The organism is Streptomyces chartreusis NRRL 3882 (genome assembly GCF_900236475.1).
Lineage (GTDB): Bacteria > Actinomycetota > Actinomycetes > Streptomycetales > Streptomycetaceae > Streptomyces > Streptomyces chartreusis_D.
Map to the genome: position 1 here is coordinate 4,928,651 of NZ_LT963352.1, position 14,674 is coordinate 4,943,324.

At 72.6% G+C, this 14,674-nt stretch carries 15 protein-coding genes and 1 tRNA gene; 6 read left to right on the forward strand and 10 right to left on the reverse strand.

Features of this window, described 5'->3' with window-relative positions:
- Positions 1-72: 72 nt before the first annotated feature.
- Positions 73-1,014: a 23S rRNA (guanosine(2251)-2'-O)-methyltransferase RlmB gene (gene rlmB, locus SCNRRL3882_RS22300; protein WP_010036029.1), complete on the forward strand. Its 942-nt coding sequence runs from the start codon at positions 73-75 to the stop codon at positions 1,012-1,014.
- Positions 1,015-1,142: 128 nt separating this feature from the next.
- On the forward strand, positions 1,143-2,861 hold the full coding sequence (locus tag SCNRRL3882_RS22305; protein WP_029180910.1) for a DoxX family membrane protein: 1,719 nt from the start codon (positions 1,143-1,145) through the stop codon (positions 2,859-2,861).
- A gap of 75 nt (positions 2,862-2,936) precedes the next feature.
- Here the strand turns inward: SCNRRL3882_RS22305 and SCNRRL3882_RS22310 are convergent, their stop codons facing one another.
- The 4 genes from SCNRRL3882_RS22310 to SCNRRL3882_RS22325 all read right to left on the reverse strand — a co-directional run bounded on the left by SCNRRL3882_RS22310 (position 2,937) and on the right by SCNRRL3882_RS22325 (position 6,699).
- Entirely contained in the window at positions 2,937-3,668 is a 732-nt protein-coding gene (locus tag SCNRRL3882_RS22310; RefSeq protein WP_010036026.1) for a nucleotidyltransferase family protein, read from the reverse strand.
- A 108-nt stretch (positions 3,669-3,776) separates the two neighbouring features.
- Positions 3,777-4,232, reverse strand: a complete 456-nt coding sequence (locus SCNRRL3882_RS22315) for a hypothetical protein (RefSeq protein WP_010036025.1) — start codon at positions 4,230-4,232, stop codon at positions 3,777-3,779.
- A 217-nt stretch (positions 4,233-4,449) separates the two neighbouring features.
- Positions 4,450-5,538, reverse strand: a complete 1,089-nt coding sequence (locus tag SCNRRL3882_RS22320; RefSeq protein ID WP_010036022.1) for an ABC transporter ATP-binding protein — start codon at positions 5,536-5,538, stop codon at positions 4,450-4,452.
- A 126-nt stretch (positions 5,539-5,664) separates the two neighbouring features.
- Entirely contained in the window at positions 5,665-6,699 is a 1,035-nt protein-coding gene (locus tag SCNRRL3882_RS22325; RefSeq protein WP_010036020.1) for a helix-turn-helix transcriptional regulator, read from the reverse strand.
- 123 nt (positions 6,700-6,822) lie between these two features.
- Here SCNRRL3882_RS22325 and SCNRRL3882_RS22330 point away from each other — a divergent pair, with 123 nt between their 5' ends.
- Complete coding sequence (locus SCNRRL3882_RS22330; protein WP_010036017.1) at positions 6,823-7,239, forward strand: DUF3224 domain-containing protein; 417 nt, start codon at positions 6,823-6,825, stop codon at positions 7,237-7,239.
- Between the two features lie 88 nt (positions 7,240-7,327).
- A tRNA-Thr gene (locus SCNRRL3882_RS22335) sits at positions 7,328-7,401 on the forward strand.
- 216 nt (positions 7,402-7,617) lie between these two features.
- Here SCNRRL3882_RS22335 and SCNRRL3882_RS22340 read toward each other — a convergent pair.
- From SCNRRL3882_RS22340 to SCNRRL3882_RS22360, 5 genes are read right to left on the reverse strand one after another with little or no spacing between them, the layout of a single operon-like run.
- Entirely contained in the window at positions 7,618-7,830 is a 213-nt protein-coding gene (locus SCNRRL3882_RS22340; protein WP_331852847.1) for a hypothetical protein, read from the reverse strand.
- Positions 7,827-8,648, reverse strand: coding sequence for a DUF4037 domain-containing protein (locus SCNRRL3882_RS22345; RefSeq protein WP_010036014.1), 822 nt, complete (start codon positions 8,646-8,648; stop codon positions 7,827-7,829). Before SCNRRL3882_RS22345 ends, SCNRRL3882_RS22340 begins: the two co-directional genes overlap by 4 nt.
- Positions 8,649-8,651: 3 nt before the next feature.
- On the reverse strand, positions 8,652-9,575 hold the full coding sequence (locus SCNRRL3882_RS22350; RefSeq protein WP_029180909.1) for an aminoglycoside phosphotransferase family protein: 924 nt from the start codon (positions 9,573-9,575) through the stop codon (positions 8,652-8,654).
- A 55-nt stretch (positions 9,576-9,630) separates the two neighbouring features.
- Positions 9,631-10,611, reverse strand: coding sequence for a zinc-binding dehydrogenase (locus SCNRRL3882_RS22355; RefSeq protein ID WP_010036012.1), 981 nt, complete (start codon positions 10,609-10,611; stop codon positions 9,631-9,633).
- A 43-nt stretch (positions 10,612-10,654) separates the two neighbouring features.
- Positions 10,655-11,815 carry an FAD-dependent oxidoreductase gene (locus SCNRRL3882_RS22360; RefSeq protein WP_010036010.1) on the reverse strand — a complete coding sequence of 387 codons (1,161 nt, stop codon included), beginning with the start codon at positions 11,813-11,815 and terminating at the stop codon, positions 10,655-10,657.
- A 140-nt stretch (positions 11,816-11,955) separates the two neighbouring features.
- Here SCNRRL3882_RS22360 and SCNRRL3882_RS22365 point away from each other — a divergent pair, with 140 nt between their 5' ends.
- The gene (locus SCNRRL3882_RS22365; protein ID WP_231911157.1) at positions 11,956-12,648 is read left to right on the forward strand and encodes a pentapeptide repeat-containing protein; all 693 of its coding nucleotides are present in this window, start codon (positions 11,956-11,958) and stop codon (positions 12,646-12,648) included.
- A 95-nt stretch (positions 12,649-12,743) separates the two neighbouring features.
- Here the strand turns inward: SCNRRL3882_RS22365 and SCNRRL3882_RS22370 are convergent, their stop codons facing one another.
- Positions 12,744-13,244, reverse strand: coding sequence for a hypothetical protein (locus SCNRRL3882_RS22370; protein WP_010036006.1), 501 nt, complete (start codon positions 13,242-13,244; stop codon positions 12,744-12,746).
- Between the two features lie 7 nt (positions 13,245-13,251).
- Between SCNRRL3882_RS22370 and SCNRRL3882_RS22375 the strand changes: the two genes are divergently transcribed.
- Positions 13,252-14,673: a M1 family metallopeptidase gene (locus SCNRRL3882_RS22375; protein WP_063738894.1), complete on the forward strand. Its 1,422-nt coding sequence runs from the start codon at positions 13,252-13,254 to the stop codon at positions 14,671-14,673.
- Position 14,674: the final 1 nt, after the last annotated feature.

Below are 14,674 nucleotides of genomic sequence, written 5' to 3' on the forward strand. Positions count from 1 at the left end.
TGTGCCGCCCGGGCCTCCGGGCGGCACACTTCATAGTCGTAGTACGTCACCGCACCCACAGACAGGTAGGTCATGGCAGCCAACAACCGCCGCATGTCCGGCAAGAAGGGCGCGCAGGTCGGCAGTGGCGGCCAGCGGCGCAAGGGCTTGGAGGGCAAGGGCCCCACTCCGCCCGCCGAGATGCGCAAGGGACACAAGAAGAACCGTGTCGCCAACGCCAAGGCGCGGCAGACGGCCCGCCGCCCCGCGCCCCGGGGCCGCGGCGGCAAGTCCACGTCCGAGCTGGTCGTCGGCCGCAACCCGGTCTACGAGGCGCTGCGCGAGGGCGTGCCCGCCTCCACGCTGTACGTCCAGCAGTTCATCGACAACGACGAGCGCGTCCGTGAGGCCCTCCAGCTCGCCGCCGAGCGCGGCGGGATCAACCTCATGGAGGCCCCCCGCCCCGAGCTCGACCGGATGACGAACGGGCTGAACCACCAGGGGCTCGTGCTCCAGGTCCCGCCGTACGAGTACGCCCACCCGCAGGACCTCGCCGAGGCCGCCCTCGACGACGGCGAGGACCCGCTGATCGTCGCGCTCGACGGTGTCACCGACCCGCGCAACCTGGGCGCGGTCGTCCGCTCCGTCTCCGCCTTCGGGGGGCACGGCGTCGTCGTACCCGAGCGGCGGGCCGCCGGGATGACGGCCGGTGCCTGGAAGACGTCCGCCGGCACGGCCGCCCGTACGCCCGTCGCCCGCGCCACCAACCTGACGCGCGCGCTGGAGGCGTACAAGAAGGCCGGCATCGTGGTCGTCGGACTGGCCGCCGACGGTGAGGTCGAGCTCGGTGAACTGGAGGCCCTGGGCGGGCCCGTCGCCATCGTCGTCGGCAGCGAGGGCAAGGGACTGTCCCGGCTGGTCGGGGAGACCTGCGACTTCCGGGTGCGGATCCCGATGCCGGGCGGCGCCGAGTCGCTCAACGCCGGTGTGGCGGCGGGGATCGTGCTCTACGAGGCGGCCCGCCGACGCGCCTGAACAGGCGTCTGCCGCCTCACCCGTACGGGTTAATTCCGGTGACAGCAGGGCGATGAGGACAAGCTTGACGGGGTCCGGACAGATCCGGCGAGTCAAAGCAGTGTCCTATCCGGACGTCACTCGGTTAGATGAGTGTGGACACCAGAACACCCCGCACACCCACGGGGGACCGCTCGTCGGGACTCGACGACGCTCCCGCGCTGAGCATGGTGAAGGTGCCGAGCGACCCGGCGCAGGTCATCGTCAATCACGCGAGTTTCCGCGTGCAGTTGGGCGTCTCGACGCGTCGCGTCCAGTCCCCCCGGGTCGCACGGCATCTGACCGCCAGCGAGGACACCGCCCGCATCCCCGTCGTCACCGCCGGGGGCGCGGCGGACGGGGCCACCACCCGCCGCCGGCCCGTCGTCTGGAGCGGCAAGTCCGCGCCCGACGACACCGGCGCGCACCGGCTCCTCCAGGCCGTCCGGCACGAGAGCGTCCGCCACCCCGACGAGTCCGCCACGGACACCGGGGCCACCCAGGTCATCTCCCGCGTGGGCACCGACCCGCAGGGCCCGGGCTACGGCGCCGGATACCCGGGCGGCGGCTACGGCGGCACCGGCTACGAGGGCGACGGCCACCAGGACGAGCTCACCCAGACCGTCGAGACCCCCGTCATCGGCCCGCAGCGCACCCACGATCCCGCCGACGGCACCCGACTGCTGCCGCCGATGCGCACGGTGGGCAGCGCCTACGAGGAACCCGCCTACGAGGGCGGGCAGTTCGAGGAACTCGCCGCCGAGGCGGACGACACCGAGCGGCCCGCCAAGCGTCACGGCGACGACCCGGCACGGCACGCCTACTACCCGGGCCGCCGGATGAACCTCGGCGTCGTCCTGCTCCCGCTGCGCGTCTTCCTCGGCTTCATCTCCATCTACGCCGGCATGGGCAAGCTGTGCGACCCCGTCTACTTCGACGGCGGCAAGCGCGGCTCCATGGTCAAGTGGCTCAACACCCTGCACCCCTGGGAAGTCGCCGAGCCGCTGCGCCAGTTCGCCCTGGAGCACCCGATCGGCTCCGGACTGGTCATCGCCTTCGCCCAGGTCGTCGTCGGCGTCCTGACGGTCCTCGGCTGCTGGCAGCGCGTCGCCGCCTGCTTCGGCGCCCTGCTCTCGGCCGCGCTGCTGGTCACCGTCAGCTGGAAGAGCGTCCCCGTCTACGAGACCCCCGACATCATCTACCTCGCCGCCTGGTCCCCGCTGATCATCGCCGGCGCCCCCGTCTACTCCGTCGACGGCCGCCTGGCCGGCAGCGCCTGGCGCCGTCTCGGGCCCCGCGCCGACATCTGGGACCTGCGCCGCTACGTGCTGCGCCGTGGCGCCCTCGTCACCGCCGTCGCCACGGGCCTCACGCTGCTCGTCGGCTCACTGCTCGGCGGCGCCGTCCGCGACGCCGACCGGGTCGTCGTCCCCGGCCCGGGCGAGGCGCCGCGCAACGAACTGCCCGGCTCCCCGCTCCCGGGCGAACCCGGCAAGCGGCACGACAGGCGGACCCCGTCGGCCTCCTCCTCGCCCACCCAGGGCGCCACGGCCGGCTCGGCCAGCCCCAGCGCGGGGACCACGACCAGGCCGGGTGCCACCCGGAACGCCGGCACCGTCACCGGCGGCTCGCCCAGCCAGACGCAGGGCAGCGCGGGTCAGGCCCCGCCCCGGCAGTCCTCCCCGGCCGGTCAGGCCCCGAGCACCACCTCGGGCCCCACCTCCGGCGGCACGGGCTCGACCGGCGGCACGGGCTCGACCGGTGGCTCCGGCGACGGCGGCTCCTCGTCCACGGGCCGGCCGGGCCTGGTGGGCGGCCTGCTGGGCTAGCGGACAGAGCAGGTGGCGAAGGGCCCCGCACCGTGAAGGTGCGGGGCCCTTCGCCGCCTTGGGGGCCCGGGCTTCTCAGCGCCCAGAAGCCGCCAGCTCCTTCGCGGCCTCGGTCAGGTCCTTGGCCGTGTCGATCGCACGCCAATACGACCCCTGAGGGATCGTGAACCCGGCCAGCCGCCGCTCGCGGGCCAGTCGCGGGAACGTCGTGCGCTCGTGGTCCCCCCGGTCCGGCAGCAGCCCCGCGAACTCGGGGGAGAAGACGTACACACCCGCGTTGATCTCGAAGGTCGACGGCGGGGCCTCGATGAAGTCCGTGATGCGGCCGAAGCCGTCCGTCTTCACCGCGCCCCACGGCAGCCGGGGCCGGGCCAGGGCCAGCGTCGCGACGGCGTCCCGCTCGGTGTGGAAGTCCGCCATGTCACGCAGCGAGAACCGGGTCCAGATGTCGCCGTTCGTGGCGTACCAGGGCTGGTCCGGGTGGGGAAGATGCGCGGCGGCGTACTTCAGGCCGCCACCGCGGCCGAGAGGCTCCGACTCCACGACCGTGGTGACGGAGACGGGCAGATCGGCCGTCTCCAGCCACTTCTGGAGCACCTCGGCGAGGTGGCCGCAGGAGACCACCACGTCCGTCACGCCCTCCTCGGCGAGCCAGGACAGCTGATGGCCGATGATCGGAGTCCCCGTCCCGGGGATCTCGACCATCGGCTTGGGCCGGTCGTCGGTGTACGGACGGAGCCGGGAGCCCTGGCCACCGGCCAGAACGACGGCTTGAACGGGGCGGGACGCGGCGCTCGGATCGCTCATGAGACCGAACTGTACGTGGCGTCCCGCCCGGGGCCGCGGCGGACGAGGGTTCTCGCGTCAGCCGCTGCCGGCTTCTTACCTCTCTTGTCCGGCGGCAGGGCGGGGTGCTCAGCTGTGCGCGGCCGCGACGCCCGTGGCGAAGGCGGTGTCGCAGACCGGGCGGGCGTAGGACTGGGCGCGCGTCGGGCCGTAGACCCGGACGGCGGCCTCGCCGAGGGCGCGGGCGATGGACGCGCAGTGCTTCGCCAGCGACGGGCGGCCGTTGACGGCCTGCTGGAGATGGGTGAGGGCGACGCCCGGGTTCTCCTCCTGGAGCTCGGTCAGCAGTGTGTCGCGCAGGACGTCCTGCGGCGCGCGCTTGGCGGCCCGCGGGGTACCGGCGGACGTGCTGGTGTCCGCGGCGGTGAGCACCGGGTCGGAGGTGCTCCCCGACCAGTTGACTCGGGTGACCGCGAGGGTCCCGGAGAGCACCAGGACGACGGGCAGGACGAAAGCGAGGGTGCGGCCGATCCGGCGGGCGGGGCCCCGGCCGCGTCGCGTCTGTTGGTTAGTGGAGTGCTTCACGCGTGTGAGGGTAGCGCGGGGTAATGGTTTGTAGACATTTAGTCACCGGTTCGGGGGATGAGAGAGTGCCCATTTTTGGGTAAGGCGTTGACGCACGCCGCTCGAAACGTCCGGTCTGCCGGGGTATTTGTCGACAACGACAAGGGCCCCGCAGCACGCTGCGGGGCCCTCTTCGTCAACTCGGGTGATTCACCCGGGTTGTGCGTTTGCGGGTGGGTCAGTCGGACAGGCGCTCGCCCGTAGAGGTCGAGAACACGTGGGTCTCGCCGGAGCGGGGCACGATGTGCAGCTGGCTGCCCTTCTCCGGGACGTCACGGCCGCTGACGCGGACCACGAGGTCCTTGGACTCGTCGCCGACCTTCGCGGTGCCGTAGACGTAGGCGTCGGCGCCGAGCTCCTCGACGACGTTCACGGTGACCGCGAGGCCCTGCTCGACGTCCGGACCGGCCACGTCGAAGTGCTCCGGGCGGACACCGACCGTGACGGTCTTGTCGGTGGTGGCGGCGATCGCGTCGCGCTGCACCGGCACGACCGACTTGCCGAACTTCACACCGCCGTCCGTCACCGGGACCTCGACGAGGTTCATCGCCGGGGAGCCGATGAAGCCGGCCACGAAGAGGTTCGCGGGCTTGTCGTACATGTTGCGCGGGGTGTCGATCTGCTGGAGCAGACCGTCCTTGAGGACCGCCACGCGGTCGCCCATCGTCATGGCCTCGACCTGGTCGTGCGTGACGTAGACGGTGGTGATGCCCAGGCGGCGCTGGAGCGAGGCGATCTGCGTACGGGTGGACACACGGAGCTTGGCGTCCAGGTTGGACAGCGGCTCGTCCATGAGGAACACCTGCGGCTCACGCACGATGGCGCGGCCCATGGCGACGCGCTGGCGCTGACCACCGGAGAGCGCCTTCGGCTTGCGGTCCAGGTACTCGGTGAGGTCGAGGATCTTCGCGGCCTCCTCGACCTTCTGCCGGATCTCCGCCTTGTTGACGCCGGCGATCTTGAGCGCGAAGCCCATGTTGTCGGCGACGGTCATGTGCGGGTAGAGCGCGTAGTTCTGGAACACCATGGCGATGTCCCGGTCCTTCGGCGGAAGGTGGGTGACGTCGCGGTCGCCGATGCGGATGGAGCCGGCGTTGACGTCCTCGAGCCCCGCGAGCATGCGGAGCGAGGTGGACTTGCCGCAGCCGGACGGGCCGACGAGGACGAGGAACTCGCCGTCCTCGATGTCGATGTCGAGCGCGTCAACAGCGGGCTTGGTGGAACCCGGGTAGATCCGGGTCGCCTTGTCGAACGAGACAGTGGCCATGGTGAGTGAACCCCTTCTACCGGCAGGAACGTGCCGGACGATCCGAGTAGGAAGGCGGTGCCACGACGGTGATTCCGTTGTGGTGTAGTCCACGCGTGTGAACTGGCTCAGGACGGTACCCGGCGTTCACCTGTCTGTCAGTACCTCCGGGCCTGTGAACTTCGTGGAAATTTTCGAAGGGCTGCACGGCGGCCCGTACCGGTCCGCCAGCGCCGCCACCGCCCGTGCCACGGCCTGCCGCAGCTCGGGCGGCCCGAGGACCTCCGCCTCCGGACCCAGCCGGAGCAGGTCCCCGACCGCCACGGCCTCCGACTCCACGGACAGTTCCACCTCCACCCAGCCGTCCGCGTCCGTCGCGCCCGCGCTCTGAAGGGCCTGTGCGCCCGCCGCCCCGAACTGCATCGGCAGCAACCGCTGCCCCCGGGGCGAGAGACGCAACCGGGCGACACCCTGCCGCAGGGCGGCCTCCAGCCGCCGGGACGACTCCTCCCAGTAGGCGGCCAGGTCGAAGCCGGCCGGACGGTCGAAGAGCTCCCCGGTCTCCTCCACGCTCAGCAGTCGGGACACCCGGTACGTCCGCACGGCCTCCTCCGCCAGGGCGACCAGGTACCAGATGCCGCCCTTGAGGACGAGTCCCAGCGGCCGCACCTCCCGGCGCACCTCCCCCCGCCACCGCCGGTAGTGCACCCGCAGCACCCGCCGCTCCCACACGGCTGCCGCCACCGGCTCCAGACACGGCACCGGATCGGCTTCCCGGAACCACGCCGGCGCGTCCAGATGGAACCGCTCCTGCACCCGCCGCGCCTGCCCGGCCAGCTCCGCCGGCAGCGCGGCCTGGACCTTCAGCTGGGCACTGGCCAGCACCGCTCCCAGTCCCAGATCGCGCGCCGGTCCGGGCATCCCGGCGAGGAACAACGACCCGGCCTCGGCGTCGGTCAGACCGGTCAGCCGCGTCCGGTAGCCGTCCATCAGCCGGTAGCCGCCCTCCGGCCCGCGATCCGCGCACACCGGCACACCCGCCGCGCCCAGCGCCTCGACGTCCCGGTAGACCGTGCGCACCGACACCTCCAGCTCGGCGGCGAGCTCGGGCGCGGTCATCCGCCCGCGGTTCTGGAGCAGCAGGAGCAGGGAGAGGAGCCGGTCGGCGCGCATGGGGGCCATTGTCCGGCGTACCTGCCCGTACCTGACAGGAGATGTCAGGTACGGGGAGGAGAGTGGTCCTCCTCGACGGCCGGCCCGGCCGTCGGCTGATCTCCTGATTTCCTGATCGAGAGGATTTGACCCATGCCCGGCACAGCGACCACCACTGGACACTTCACTTTCGCCGACTGGCAGGAGCGCGTGATCGGCCCGGGCGAGGAGGCGAACCCGCGGCTCGCCCACGCCTCCGTCCGGAACACCTTCAGCGGCGGCATCGAGGCGGCCGCGACGATCTGCGAGTACAGCATCGTCTACGTCACCCAGAAGACCGGCTCCTTCACCGGCATGGAACTGATCACCGGCCGGCTCGACGGGCGGGAGGGGAGCTTCGCCGTGGAGGAGCGGGGGTGGTTCGGCGAGGACGGGACGGTGCACTGCACGTTCGAGGTGGTGCCGGGCTCCGGGAGCGGGGAGCTGGCCGGACTGCGGGGGAAGGGCGGGTTCACCGCGCCCCACGGCGAGACGACCGTGACGTACCGCTTCGAGTACGCCGTGGAGTGAGACCGGGCGGGGCGGAACGTCGTGGCTCGGGGTAACGGGCTCTGTGTACAGTGGTGCCGCCCTCGCGCGCGGCGTTGTAGCACGCGGTGCCTCCTTAGCTCAGTTGGCCAGAGCAACGCACTTGTAATGCGTAGGTCGTCGGTTCGAATCCGACAGGGGGCTCAACAAAGGGGCAGGTCAGGGCAGGTTTCATCCCTGGCCTGCCCTTCACCGTGAGGCTCCCGCGTGAGCGGATGTGCCAGAGACCGGCCTCCGGGTGGGCACAGCCGCCGCGGATCCCCCCGTCCCGATGGGCGTCCACCCATCCGTCACGATCTCCACTCCCTCCCCGGGCGCAGTCCGTGGTGGGCGACGGCCTACCGTGCAAGGGGCGTTTCGTCATGCTCCGAGCACATCCATGAGATGGTCGTCAAGGTCGGCTACCCAGTCCTCCCGCCGCCAGGGCCTCAGTTCCCTGCGGGCCCGGCGCAGGCGCAGCGCCGGTACTCGGCCCCCCGTGGTGGACGCGGCGGCCACACAACCGTGCAGCAGGTCCGCGGCGGCGCGAGGTTCGCCCAGCCGGATTCTGGCGAGCGCCTGATCGGTGGTCACGATCGGTGCCAGTCGGTGGCCGCCAAGGCCGCGGTCAAGGTGGGGGTGAGCGCCGCGCCCTGGGGGTTGGCGGTGAAGGCGGTGCCGAGCCACTTGCTGTAGGGCGGGTAGCGGCGGTTCATGAGGAGGCTCAGGCGCATCAGGTCGCGGATCAGACGCGCGGCCACGATCGCGGAGCCGAGTTCGTCGCCCACCTCGCCGCAGCGGCCTACGAAGGCCTCCTCCTGGGAGACGCGTTTCCACTGGCAGGCCAGGACGTACAGCCAGATCTCGTGCGGGTACCAGCCGACGGCGGTGCGGGCCGGGGTGAGCCGGTCGAGGCCGTCGTGGAAGACGGCGCCCGCGGTGACCTCGGCCAGGCGTTGGGTGGGGGTGGCCAGCCAGTCCGCCGTGGTGACGCCCTGGGCCGGGTCGAAGCCGAGCCGGGCCGTGAACCAGGTGGCGGGATCCGTGATGTCGACGCGGTGGTGGACCGGGCCGGCGGTGCTGGTCATGACACGGATGTCGGTGCCCGGGTCGTCGTCGGTGCGGGCGAAGTGGGTGGGGTGGCCGAGGAAGGTCTTCGGAAGGCGGTGGGAGAGGAGGGCGCTGAGGCGGGGGCCGTGGGTCTCGGCGTCCTCCGGGCGAAGGAAGAGCTGGAGGCGCGGGCCCCACTCGTGGTCGGCCGAGCGTGCGGTGTCGTAGCCGAGGACCTCGGAGCCGCTGCCGAGGCGCGCGGCCGAGTGGGGCAGGCCGGGGAGGGCCTCGTCCAGGAGGGGGCGTACGGCATCGCTGTAGAAGCGGCGGGAGAGTTCCAGGCCGGGGAGGAAGGCGGGCATGGGTCAGCCGCTGTGGGCGCGCAGGCGGCGGGCGATTTCGAGTTGGGCGTCGTCCAGGGGGCGGCCGTCCTCGATGTCCCACAGGGCGTTCTGGAGGAGGCGGCCGAGGGTCCAGGCGCGGGCGCGGGGGCGGTCCAGGGCGAGGACGTCGGTCATGGCGTCGAAGCGCCAGAGGATGTCGTCGGGGTCGTAGCGGTTGTCGATGGCCGGCCACAGTTCGAAGCCGGGGTCGCCGGCCAGGGGCTTGGGGTCGATGGCGAGCCAGGGGGCGCGGTCGGAGGCGAGGACGTTCTCGTCGTGGAGGTCCCAGTGGAGGAGCCGGTCGCCGGGTTCGTCGACGACCTCGCGTACGGCGGCGGCGCAGTCGGCGACGAGGCGGCGGGCCTCGGGGTCGGGGATGCGGTCGAGTGCCCACGGGGTCTGGTCGACCATGGCCCGGGCGATGTCGCCGAGGCGGCGCATGCCGGGCGGGGCGGGGAAGGAGGTGAGGTGGGCGAGGAGTTCGGCGATGGTGACGACGGCCTGGTGGGTGTCCGGGACGTGGGACAGCATCCGGGTCTCGTCGAGACGCTCCAGCAGCATCGTGCCGGTGGGCTCGTCGTGGTCGAGGAGACGGACCGCTCCGTCGCCGTCCCAGACGCGCAGCGCGACCGGTTCGCCCTCGCTCTCCTCGTCGAGGATCTGGAGCTTGAGGACCGCGGTGCTGCCGTCGGCGCGGCGGACCGGGAGGACCAGGGCGGACACGCCGTGCATGGGCTGCCCGTCGGGCTCCAGTCCCCAGCGGTCGAGGAAGCAGGCCGTCAGGTCCGGCAGTTCCTCGATGAAGGCGCGGCCCGCCTCGCCGTTGTACTTCTCCTGTGACGCTGCCAGTGCCCTGGGAATGTCGATCACTCTGGGCACGGTAGTGGGGTGCGCCGGGCGGGTCATGTGAATTAAGCCCGGCTGGAATGCCCAGAGCCGGCCGGTCCGGCCGGGCGTCGCGTCACGGCTCCAGGACCACCTTCCCGATCGTCCCCCGGGTCTCCAGCGCCCGGTGCGCGGCCGCGGCCTCGCGCAGCGGGAAGCGTTGTACGGCCGGGGTGAGCCGGCCGGCGGCGGCCTGGGTGAGGGCGCGCAGTTCGAGGGTGCGTACGGGGTCGGGGCCGCCGGCCTTCCGGAGCATCACGGGCCCGAGGACCTGTTCTGAGACGCCGTCGACGAGGTAGGGGCCGCCGTCCTGGATGCCTTCCGCGGACCAGCCGAAGACGATGTGCCTGCCGCCGGGGCCGAGCAGGGCGACGGCCTCGCGGGCCACGTCGCCGCCTACGCCGTCGAAGACCACGGTCGCGGCCCGGCCGCCGAGGTGGGCACGGACCTTCGCGGGCCAGGCCGGGTCCTTGTAGTCGACGGCGAGATCGGCGCCGGCCGCCTGCACGCGGGCGACCTTCTCCGGCCCGCCCGCGAGGCCGACGACGGTGGCGCCGGCGTTCTCGGCGTACTGCACGAGGAGCGTGCCGATGCCGCCGGCCGCGGCCGGGACGATGACCACCGAGTCGGGGCCGAGCTCGGCGAACTGGAGGATCCCCATCGTCGTACGGCCCGTGCCGATCATGGCGACGGCCTCGGCGAAATCCAGGTTCTGCGGGATCTCGTGCAGTCGTTCGACCTCGGTGACGGCCAGTTCGGCGTAGCCTCCGGGGACGAAGCCGAGGTGGGCGACGACCCGCTTGCCGAGCCACAGGTCCGCGACGCCCTCGCCCAGGGACTCGACGACGCCGGCGACCTCGCGGCCCGGGATGGTGGGCAGCGGCGTCGGCTCGGGCGCCGGTCCCTTTCCGCCCTCGCGCAGGGCGGTGTCCAGGAGGTGGACGCCCGCCGCCCGTACGGCGACACGGACCTGGCCGGGGCCCGGCCGCGGGTCCTCGACCTGCTCGTAGGTGAGGTTCTCGGCCGGGCCGAAGGCGTGCAGGCGTATGGCGTGCATCGGGGCTCCTCGTGTCGTAGCGGTCTGAGGCCAGCCTTCAACCTCAAGCTTGCTTGAGGTCAAGCTCCCGCCGGCCGAGGGCCAGGGACACCGCCGTCAGGGCGCTGTTGAAGGAGACCTCCGACAGCACGCCCGGGGCCGCGACCTGGTCGCCGGCGAGGTAGACACCGTCGCCCCGGTCCACGGAGGGCCGGTCGCGCCAGCTGGTGCCGGGCAGGTCCACCGCGCCCGTACGGCCGTTCGCGACGGCCTCGCGCCGCCAGGTGACGCGCTCGCGCCAGCCCGGGAAGCCCAGGTCGAGCAACTGCTCGGCGCGGGCGGTGCCGTCGGCCTTGGACTCGTGCGGGGCGATGGGGAGGTGCCCCTGGATCAGCTGCTCGTCGGCCGGGGCGAGGCTGCGGTCCTGGGCGGTGAACCGTTCGAGCCAGCCGGGCGCGTCGAGGTCGGAGACCACGAAGGCGTCCCCGCGCCGGGTGCGCACGGCGAGGTCGACGAGGACGGCACGGCCGCTCGGCCAGGTCAGCGAGTCGTCGCCGAGCAGCCGCCGGGCGGCGTCGAGGGAGGTGGCGACGACGACCGGCGTGTCGGTGGGGAGCGTGTCGACGCGGGACAGGGTCTCGATCCGCACGCCCAGGTTCCAGGCGCGGGCGGCCATCCGGTCGATCAGGGTGGCCCAGCCCCCGCGCGGGTAGTGCGCCTCGGGCGGCAACTTGGTGGCGCGGCGCAGGCGCTCCTGCACGAACGCGGCCGACAGGGAACCGGGGTCGTGGTGGAAGAGGGCGACGGCCGAGTAGTGGGCGGCGGCCCGGGCCCCCTCCTCGCCGGCGATGCCGGTCGCCCAGGTCAGGAAGTCGGCGTCCACGGGCGCCTGTTCGGCGGTCCGGCGCAGCAGCTTCAGCATCGGGAAGGGCGGGGTGCGGCGCAGCGCGCCGTGGTGCCGCAGCCGCAGCCGGGCGGCCTCGAGGGGCGGGAGCGGGGCGAGCGGCCCTATGAGGTCGCGCTGCTTGAGCCAGGCCCAGTGCGGGCCGCCGTTGTAGAGGGCGTGCGGGCCCTCGTTCGTGCGGTAGGGGCCCTCGGCGGTGCGGGCCCGGCCGCCGAGGGTGTGGTGGGCTTCGTGGATGGTGACCTTGGCGCCCGCCTCGGCGGCGGTGATGGCGGCGGTCAGGCCGGCGAAGCCGCCGCCGACGACGGTGATGCGGTGCATGGCTGGAGGTCTCCCTGGGCTCGACGACACTCTTCGGCACTCTTCTGGGAGTACGACCGCCCGACGGCCCCGGAATGTGACATGGCCCGTTGCCTCCCAGGTCAGGGGCTGGTGTCAGTGGCGTGATGCAGCATGGGCGCATGGTGAGGAGTACGGCGGGCGGCAGGGGCGCGGGCGGTACGCGGGTGAAGGCGGCGCGGCGACCGGAGATCCGGCTGCCGGCGCTGGAGCCGTTCACGGGCGGCGGGCTGGAGCCGGACGGGGACCACGACGGCCTGGAGTTCCAGGGGGCGGATTTCGCGGGGCAGGACGGGTCGGGGTCCCGCTTCCTGGACTGCGCCCTGAGGGAGTGCGCGCTGGACGAGGTCCGGCTGCGGCACGCCTCCGTCCTGGACTCGGTCCTCACGGGTGTCCGGGGCGTCGGCACCGACCTCGCCGAGGCGACGCTGCGCGACGTCGAGCTGATCGACGCCCGCCTCGGGGGGACGCAGATGCACGCGGCGGTGCTGGAGCGGGTGCTGATCCGCGGCGGCAAGATCGACTATCTGAACCTGCGCATGGCCCGGCTCAGAGACGTCGTCTTCGAGGGCTGCGTCCTCGTCGAGCCGGACTTCGGCGGTGCCCGCCTGGAGCGCGTGGAGTTCGTGGACTGCGCGCTGAAGGGCGCCGACCTCCAGGCGGCGACCCTCAAGGACGTCGATCTGCGCGGGGCCGTGTCACTGGAGATCAGCCGGGGGCTGGACCGGCTGTCCGGGGCGGTGATCAGTACGGGCCAGCTGCTGGACCTGGCGCCGGTGCTGGCCGTGCAGTGGGGGATCAGGGTGGAGGACTGACGGCCCGGGGCGAGCGGCACCCGACTCAGCGGCGGCCCGCACGGGGCCCCGGGAGCAAGGGTGACGGAAGGCGGATCTTCACGGAAGGCGGGTGCTCACGGAAGACGGGGGAAACGCGCCTGGAGCGTCCAGATCGCCGGGTTCTCGGCGAGATCCTCGTGCAGGTCCGTGAGGTCGGCCAGGAGGTCGTGCAGGAAGTCGCGGGCCTCGCGGCGCAGTTCGGCGTGGGAGAAGGTCAGGGGAGCCTCCTCCGCCGGCATCCAGTCGGCCTCGATGTCCACCCACCCGAAGCGGCGCTCGAAGAGCATCCGGTCGGTCGACTCGGTGAAGTCCAGCTCCGCCCGCTGCGGCCGGGACGCCCGGGAGCCCGCCGGGTCCCGGTCGATCCGCTCCACGATGTCGCACAGCGCCCACGCGAAGTCCAGCACCGGCACCCATCCCCAGGCTGTGGACAACTCCCGGTCCTGTTCGGTGTCCGCCAGGTAGACGTCACCACAGAACAGGTCGTGCCGCAGGGCGTGGACGTCCGCACGGCGGTAGTCGGTCTGCGGTGGGTCGGGGAAGCGGTTGGAGAGGGCGTAGCCGATGTCGAGCACGGGTGTGATGGTGTCACGCGCCCATAAGATCGCGATCGTGGCCCGAACTGTACGTCTTGTCCCTGCCCTGCTCGTCTGCACCCTCGCCGTCACCGCGTGCGGCGGCGGAGTGCACGGCACCCCGGGCGGCTCCGGCGTACGCGACCCGTACTTCCCGAAGGCCGGCAACGGCGGCTACGACGTCACCCACTACGGCCTGCGCCTCGCCTACGACCCGGACGCACACCACCTCACCGGCACGGCCACCCTCACCGCCCGGGCCAACGAGACCCTCTCCGCCTTCAACCTCGACCTGCTCGGTCTGAAGGCCGGGAAGGTCACCGTCGGCGGCCAGACCGCCCGCTGGAACCGTGCCGGGCAGGAGCTCACCGTCCGGCCGCGCGAGGATCTCGGTCAGGGCGAGACGTTCCGCGTGACCGTCGAGTACTCCGGGGCGCCCGAGACCGTCACCGACCCGGACGGCTCCCAGGAGGGCTGGCTGCGCACGACGGACGGGGCGCTCGCGCTGGGCGAGCCCACCGGGTCGATGGCCTGGTTCCCCGGCAACCACCACCCGTCCGACAAGGCGGCGTACGACCTCACGGTGACCGTGCCGCACGGGCTGCGGGCCGTGTCCAACGGGGAGTTGCGCGGCGAGAGGACCGCGCGGGGCCGGACGACGTTCATCTGGCACACCGCCGAGCCGATGGCGAGCTACCTCGCGACACTCGCCATCGGCGACTTCGACATCAGCCGCTCCACCGCCCGGGACGGTCTGCCCTCGTACACGGCCGTCGACCCCGCGGAGAAGGAGGAGAGCCGCGCGGTCCTCGCGCGCATCCCCGAGGTCCTGCGCTGGGCGGAGCGGCGGTTCGGCCCGTACCCCTTCTCCTCCACCGGCGCGATCGTCGACCGGGTGGCCGACGCCGGCTACGCCCTGGAGACCCAGACGCGCCCCGTCTTTCCCGGCGCCCCCGGCATCACGCTCCTCGTCCACGAGTTCGCCCACCAGTGGTACGGCGACTCCGTGACGCCGGAGAGCTGGCGGGACATGTGGCTGAACGAGGGGTTCGCGACGTACGCGGAGTGGATGTGGCAGGAGGACCACGGCGGGAAGAGCGCGCAGGAGACCTTCGACGCGCTGTACGACCACGGGGAGAGGACCTACGAGGACCTCTGGTCCTTCCCGCCCGCGGAACCCCCGGACGCCGCGCACCTCTCCCGAGCGCCCGTCTACCAGCGCGGCGCCATGGTCCTCCACAAGGTCCGCCAGACGGTCGGTGACGAGGCGTTCGGCGACATCCTCCGGGGCTGGGCGGCGGCCCACCGCCATGGGAACGCCGACACAGGCGACTTCACGGCGTACGTCGAGAAGCAGGCGCCCGGGAAGGACTTCCACGCGATCTGGGAGGACTGGCTGTACGGGGAGGGCAAGCCGGAGCGGCCCTGAG

Excerpts from the sequence above, each read along its gene's own strand:
- rlmB (WP_010036029.1), top strand. The coding sequence starts at position 73 with ATGGCAGCCAACAACCGCCGCATGTCCGGCAAGAAGGGCGCGCAGGTC.
- SCNRRL3882_RS22305 (WP_029180910.1), top strand. The coding sequence starts at position 1,143 with ATGAGTGTGGACACCAGAACACCCCGCACACCCACGGGGGACCGCTCG.
- SCNRRL3882_RS22310 (WP_010036026.1), bottom strand. The coding sequence starts at position 3,668 with ATGAGCGATCCGAGCGCCGCGTCCCGCCCCGTTCAAGCCGTCGTTCTG.
- SCNRRL3882_RS22320 (WP_010036022.1), bottom strand. The coding sequence starts at position 5,538 with ATGGCCACTGTCTCGTTCGACAAGGCGACCCGGATCTACCCGGGTTCC.
- SCNRRL3882_RS22325 (WP_010036020.1), bottom strand. The coding sequence starts at position 6,699 with ATGGCCCCCATGCGCGCCGACCGGCTCCTCTCCCTGCTCCTGCTGCTC.
- SCNRRL3882_RS22330 (WP_010036017.1), top strand. The coding sequence starts at position 6,823 with ATGCCCGGCACAGCGACCACCACTGGACACTTCACTTTCGCCGACTGG.
- SCNRRL3882_RS22345 (WP_010036014.1), bottom strand. The coding sequence starts at position 8,648 with ATGCCCGCCTTCCTCCCCGGCCTGGAACTCTCCCGCCGCTTCTACAGC.
- SCNRRL3882_RS22350 (WP_029180909.1), bottom strand. The coding sequence starts at position 9,575 with ATGACCCGCCCGGCGCACCCCACTACCGTGCCCAGAGTGATCGACATT.
- SCNRRL3882_RS22355 (WP_010036012.1), bottom strand. The coding sequence starts at position 10,611 with ATGCACGCCATACGCCTGCACGCCTTCGGCCCGGCCGAGAACCTCACC.
- SCNRRL3882_RS22360 (WP_010036010.1), bottom strand. The coding sequence starts at position 11,815 with ATGCACCGCATCACCGTCGTCGGCGGCGGCTTCGCCGGCCTGACCGCC.
- SCNRRL3882_RS22365 (WP_231911157.1), top strand. The coding sequence starts at position 11,956 with ATGGTGAGGAGTACGGCGGGCGGCAGGGGCGCGGGCGGTACGCGGGTG.
- SCNRRL3882_RS22375 (WP_063738894.1), top strand. The coding sequence starts at position 13,252 with ATGGTGTCACGCGCCCATAAGATCGCGATCGTGGCCCGAACTGTACGT.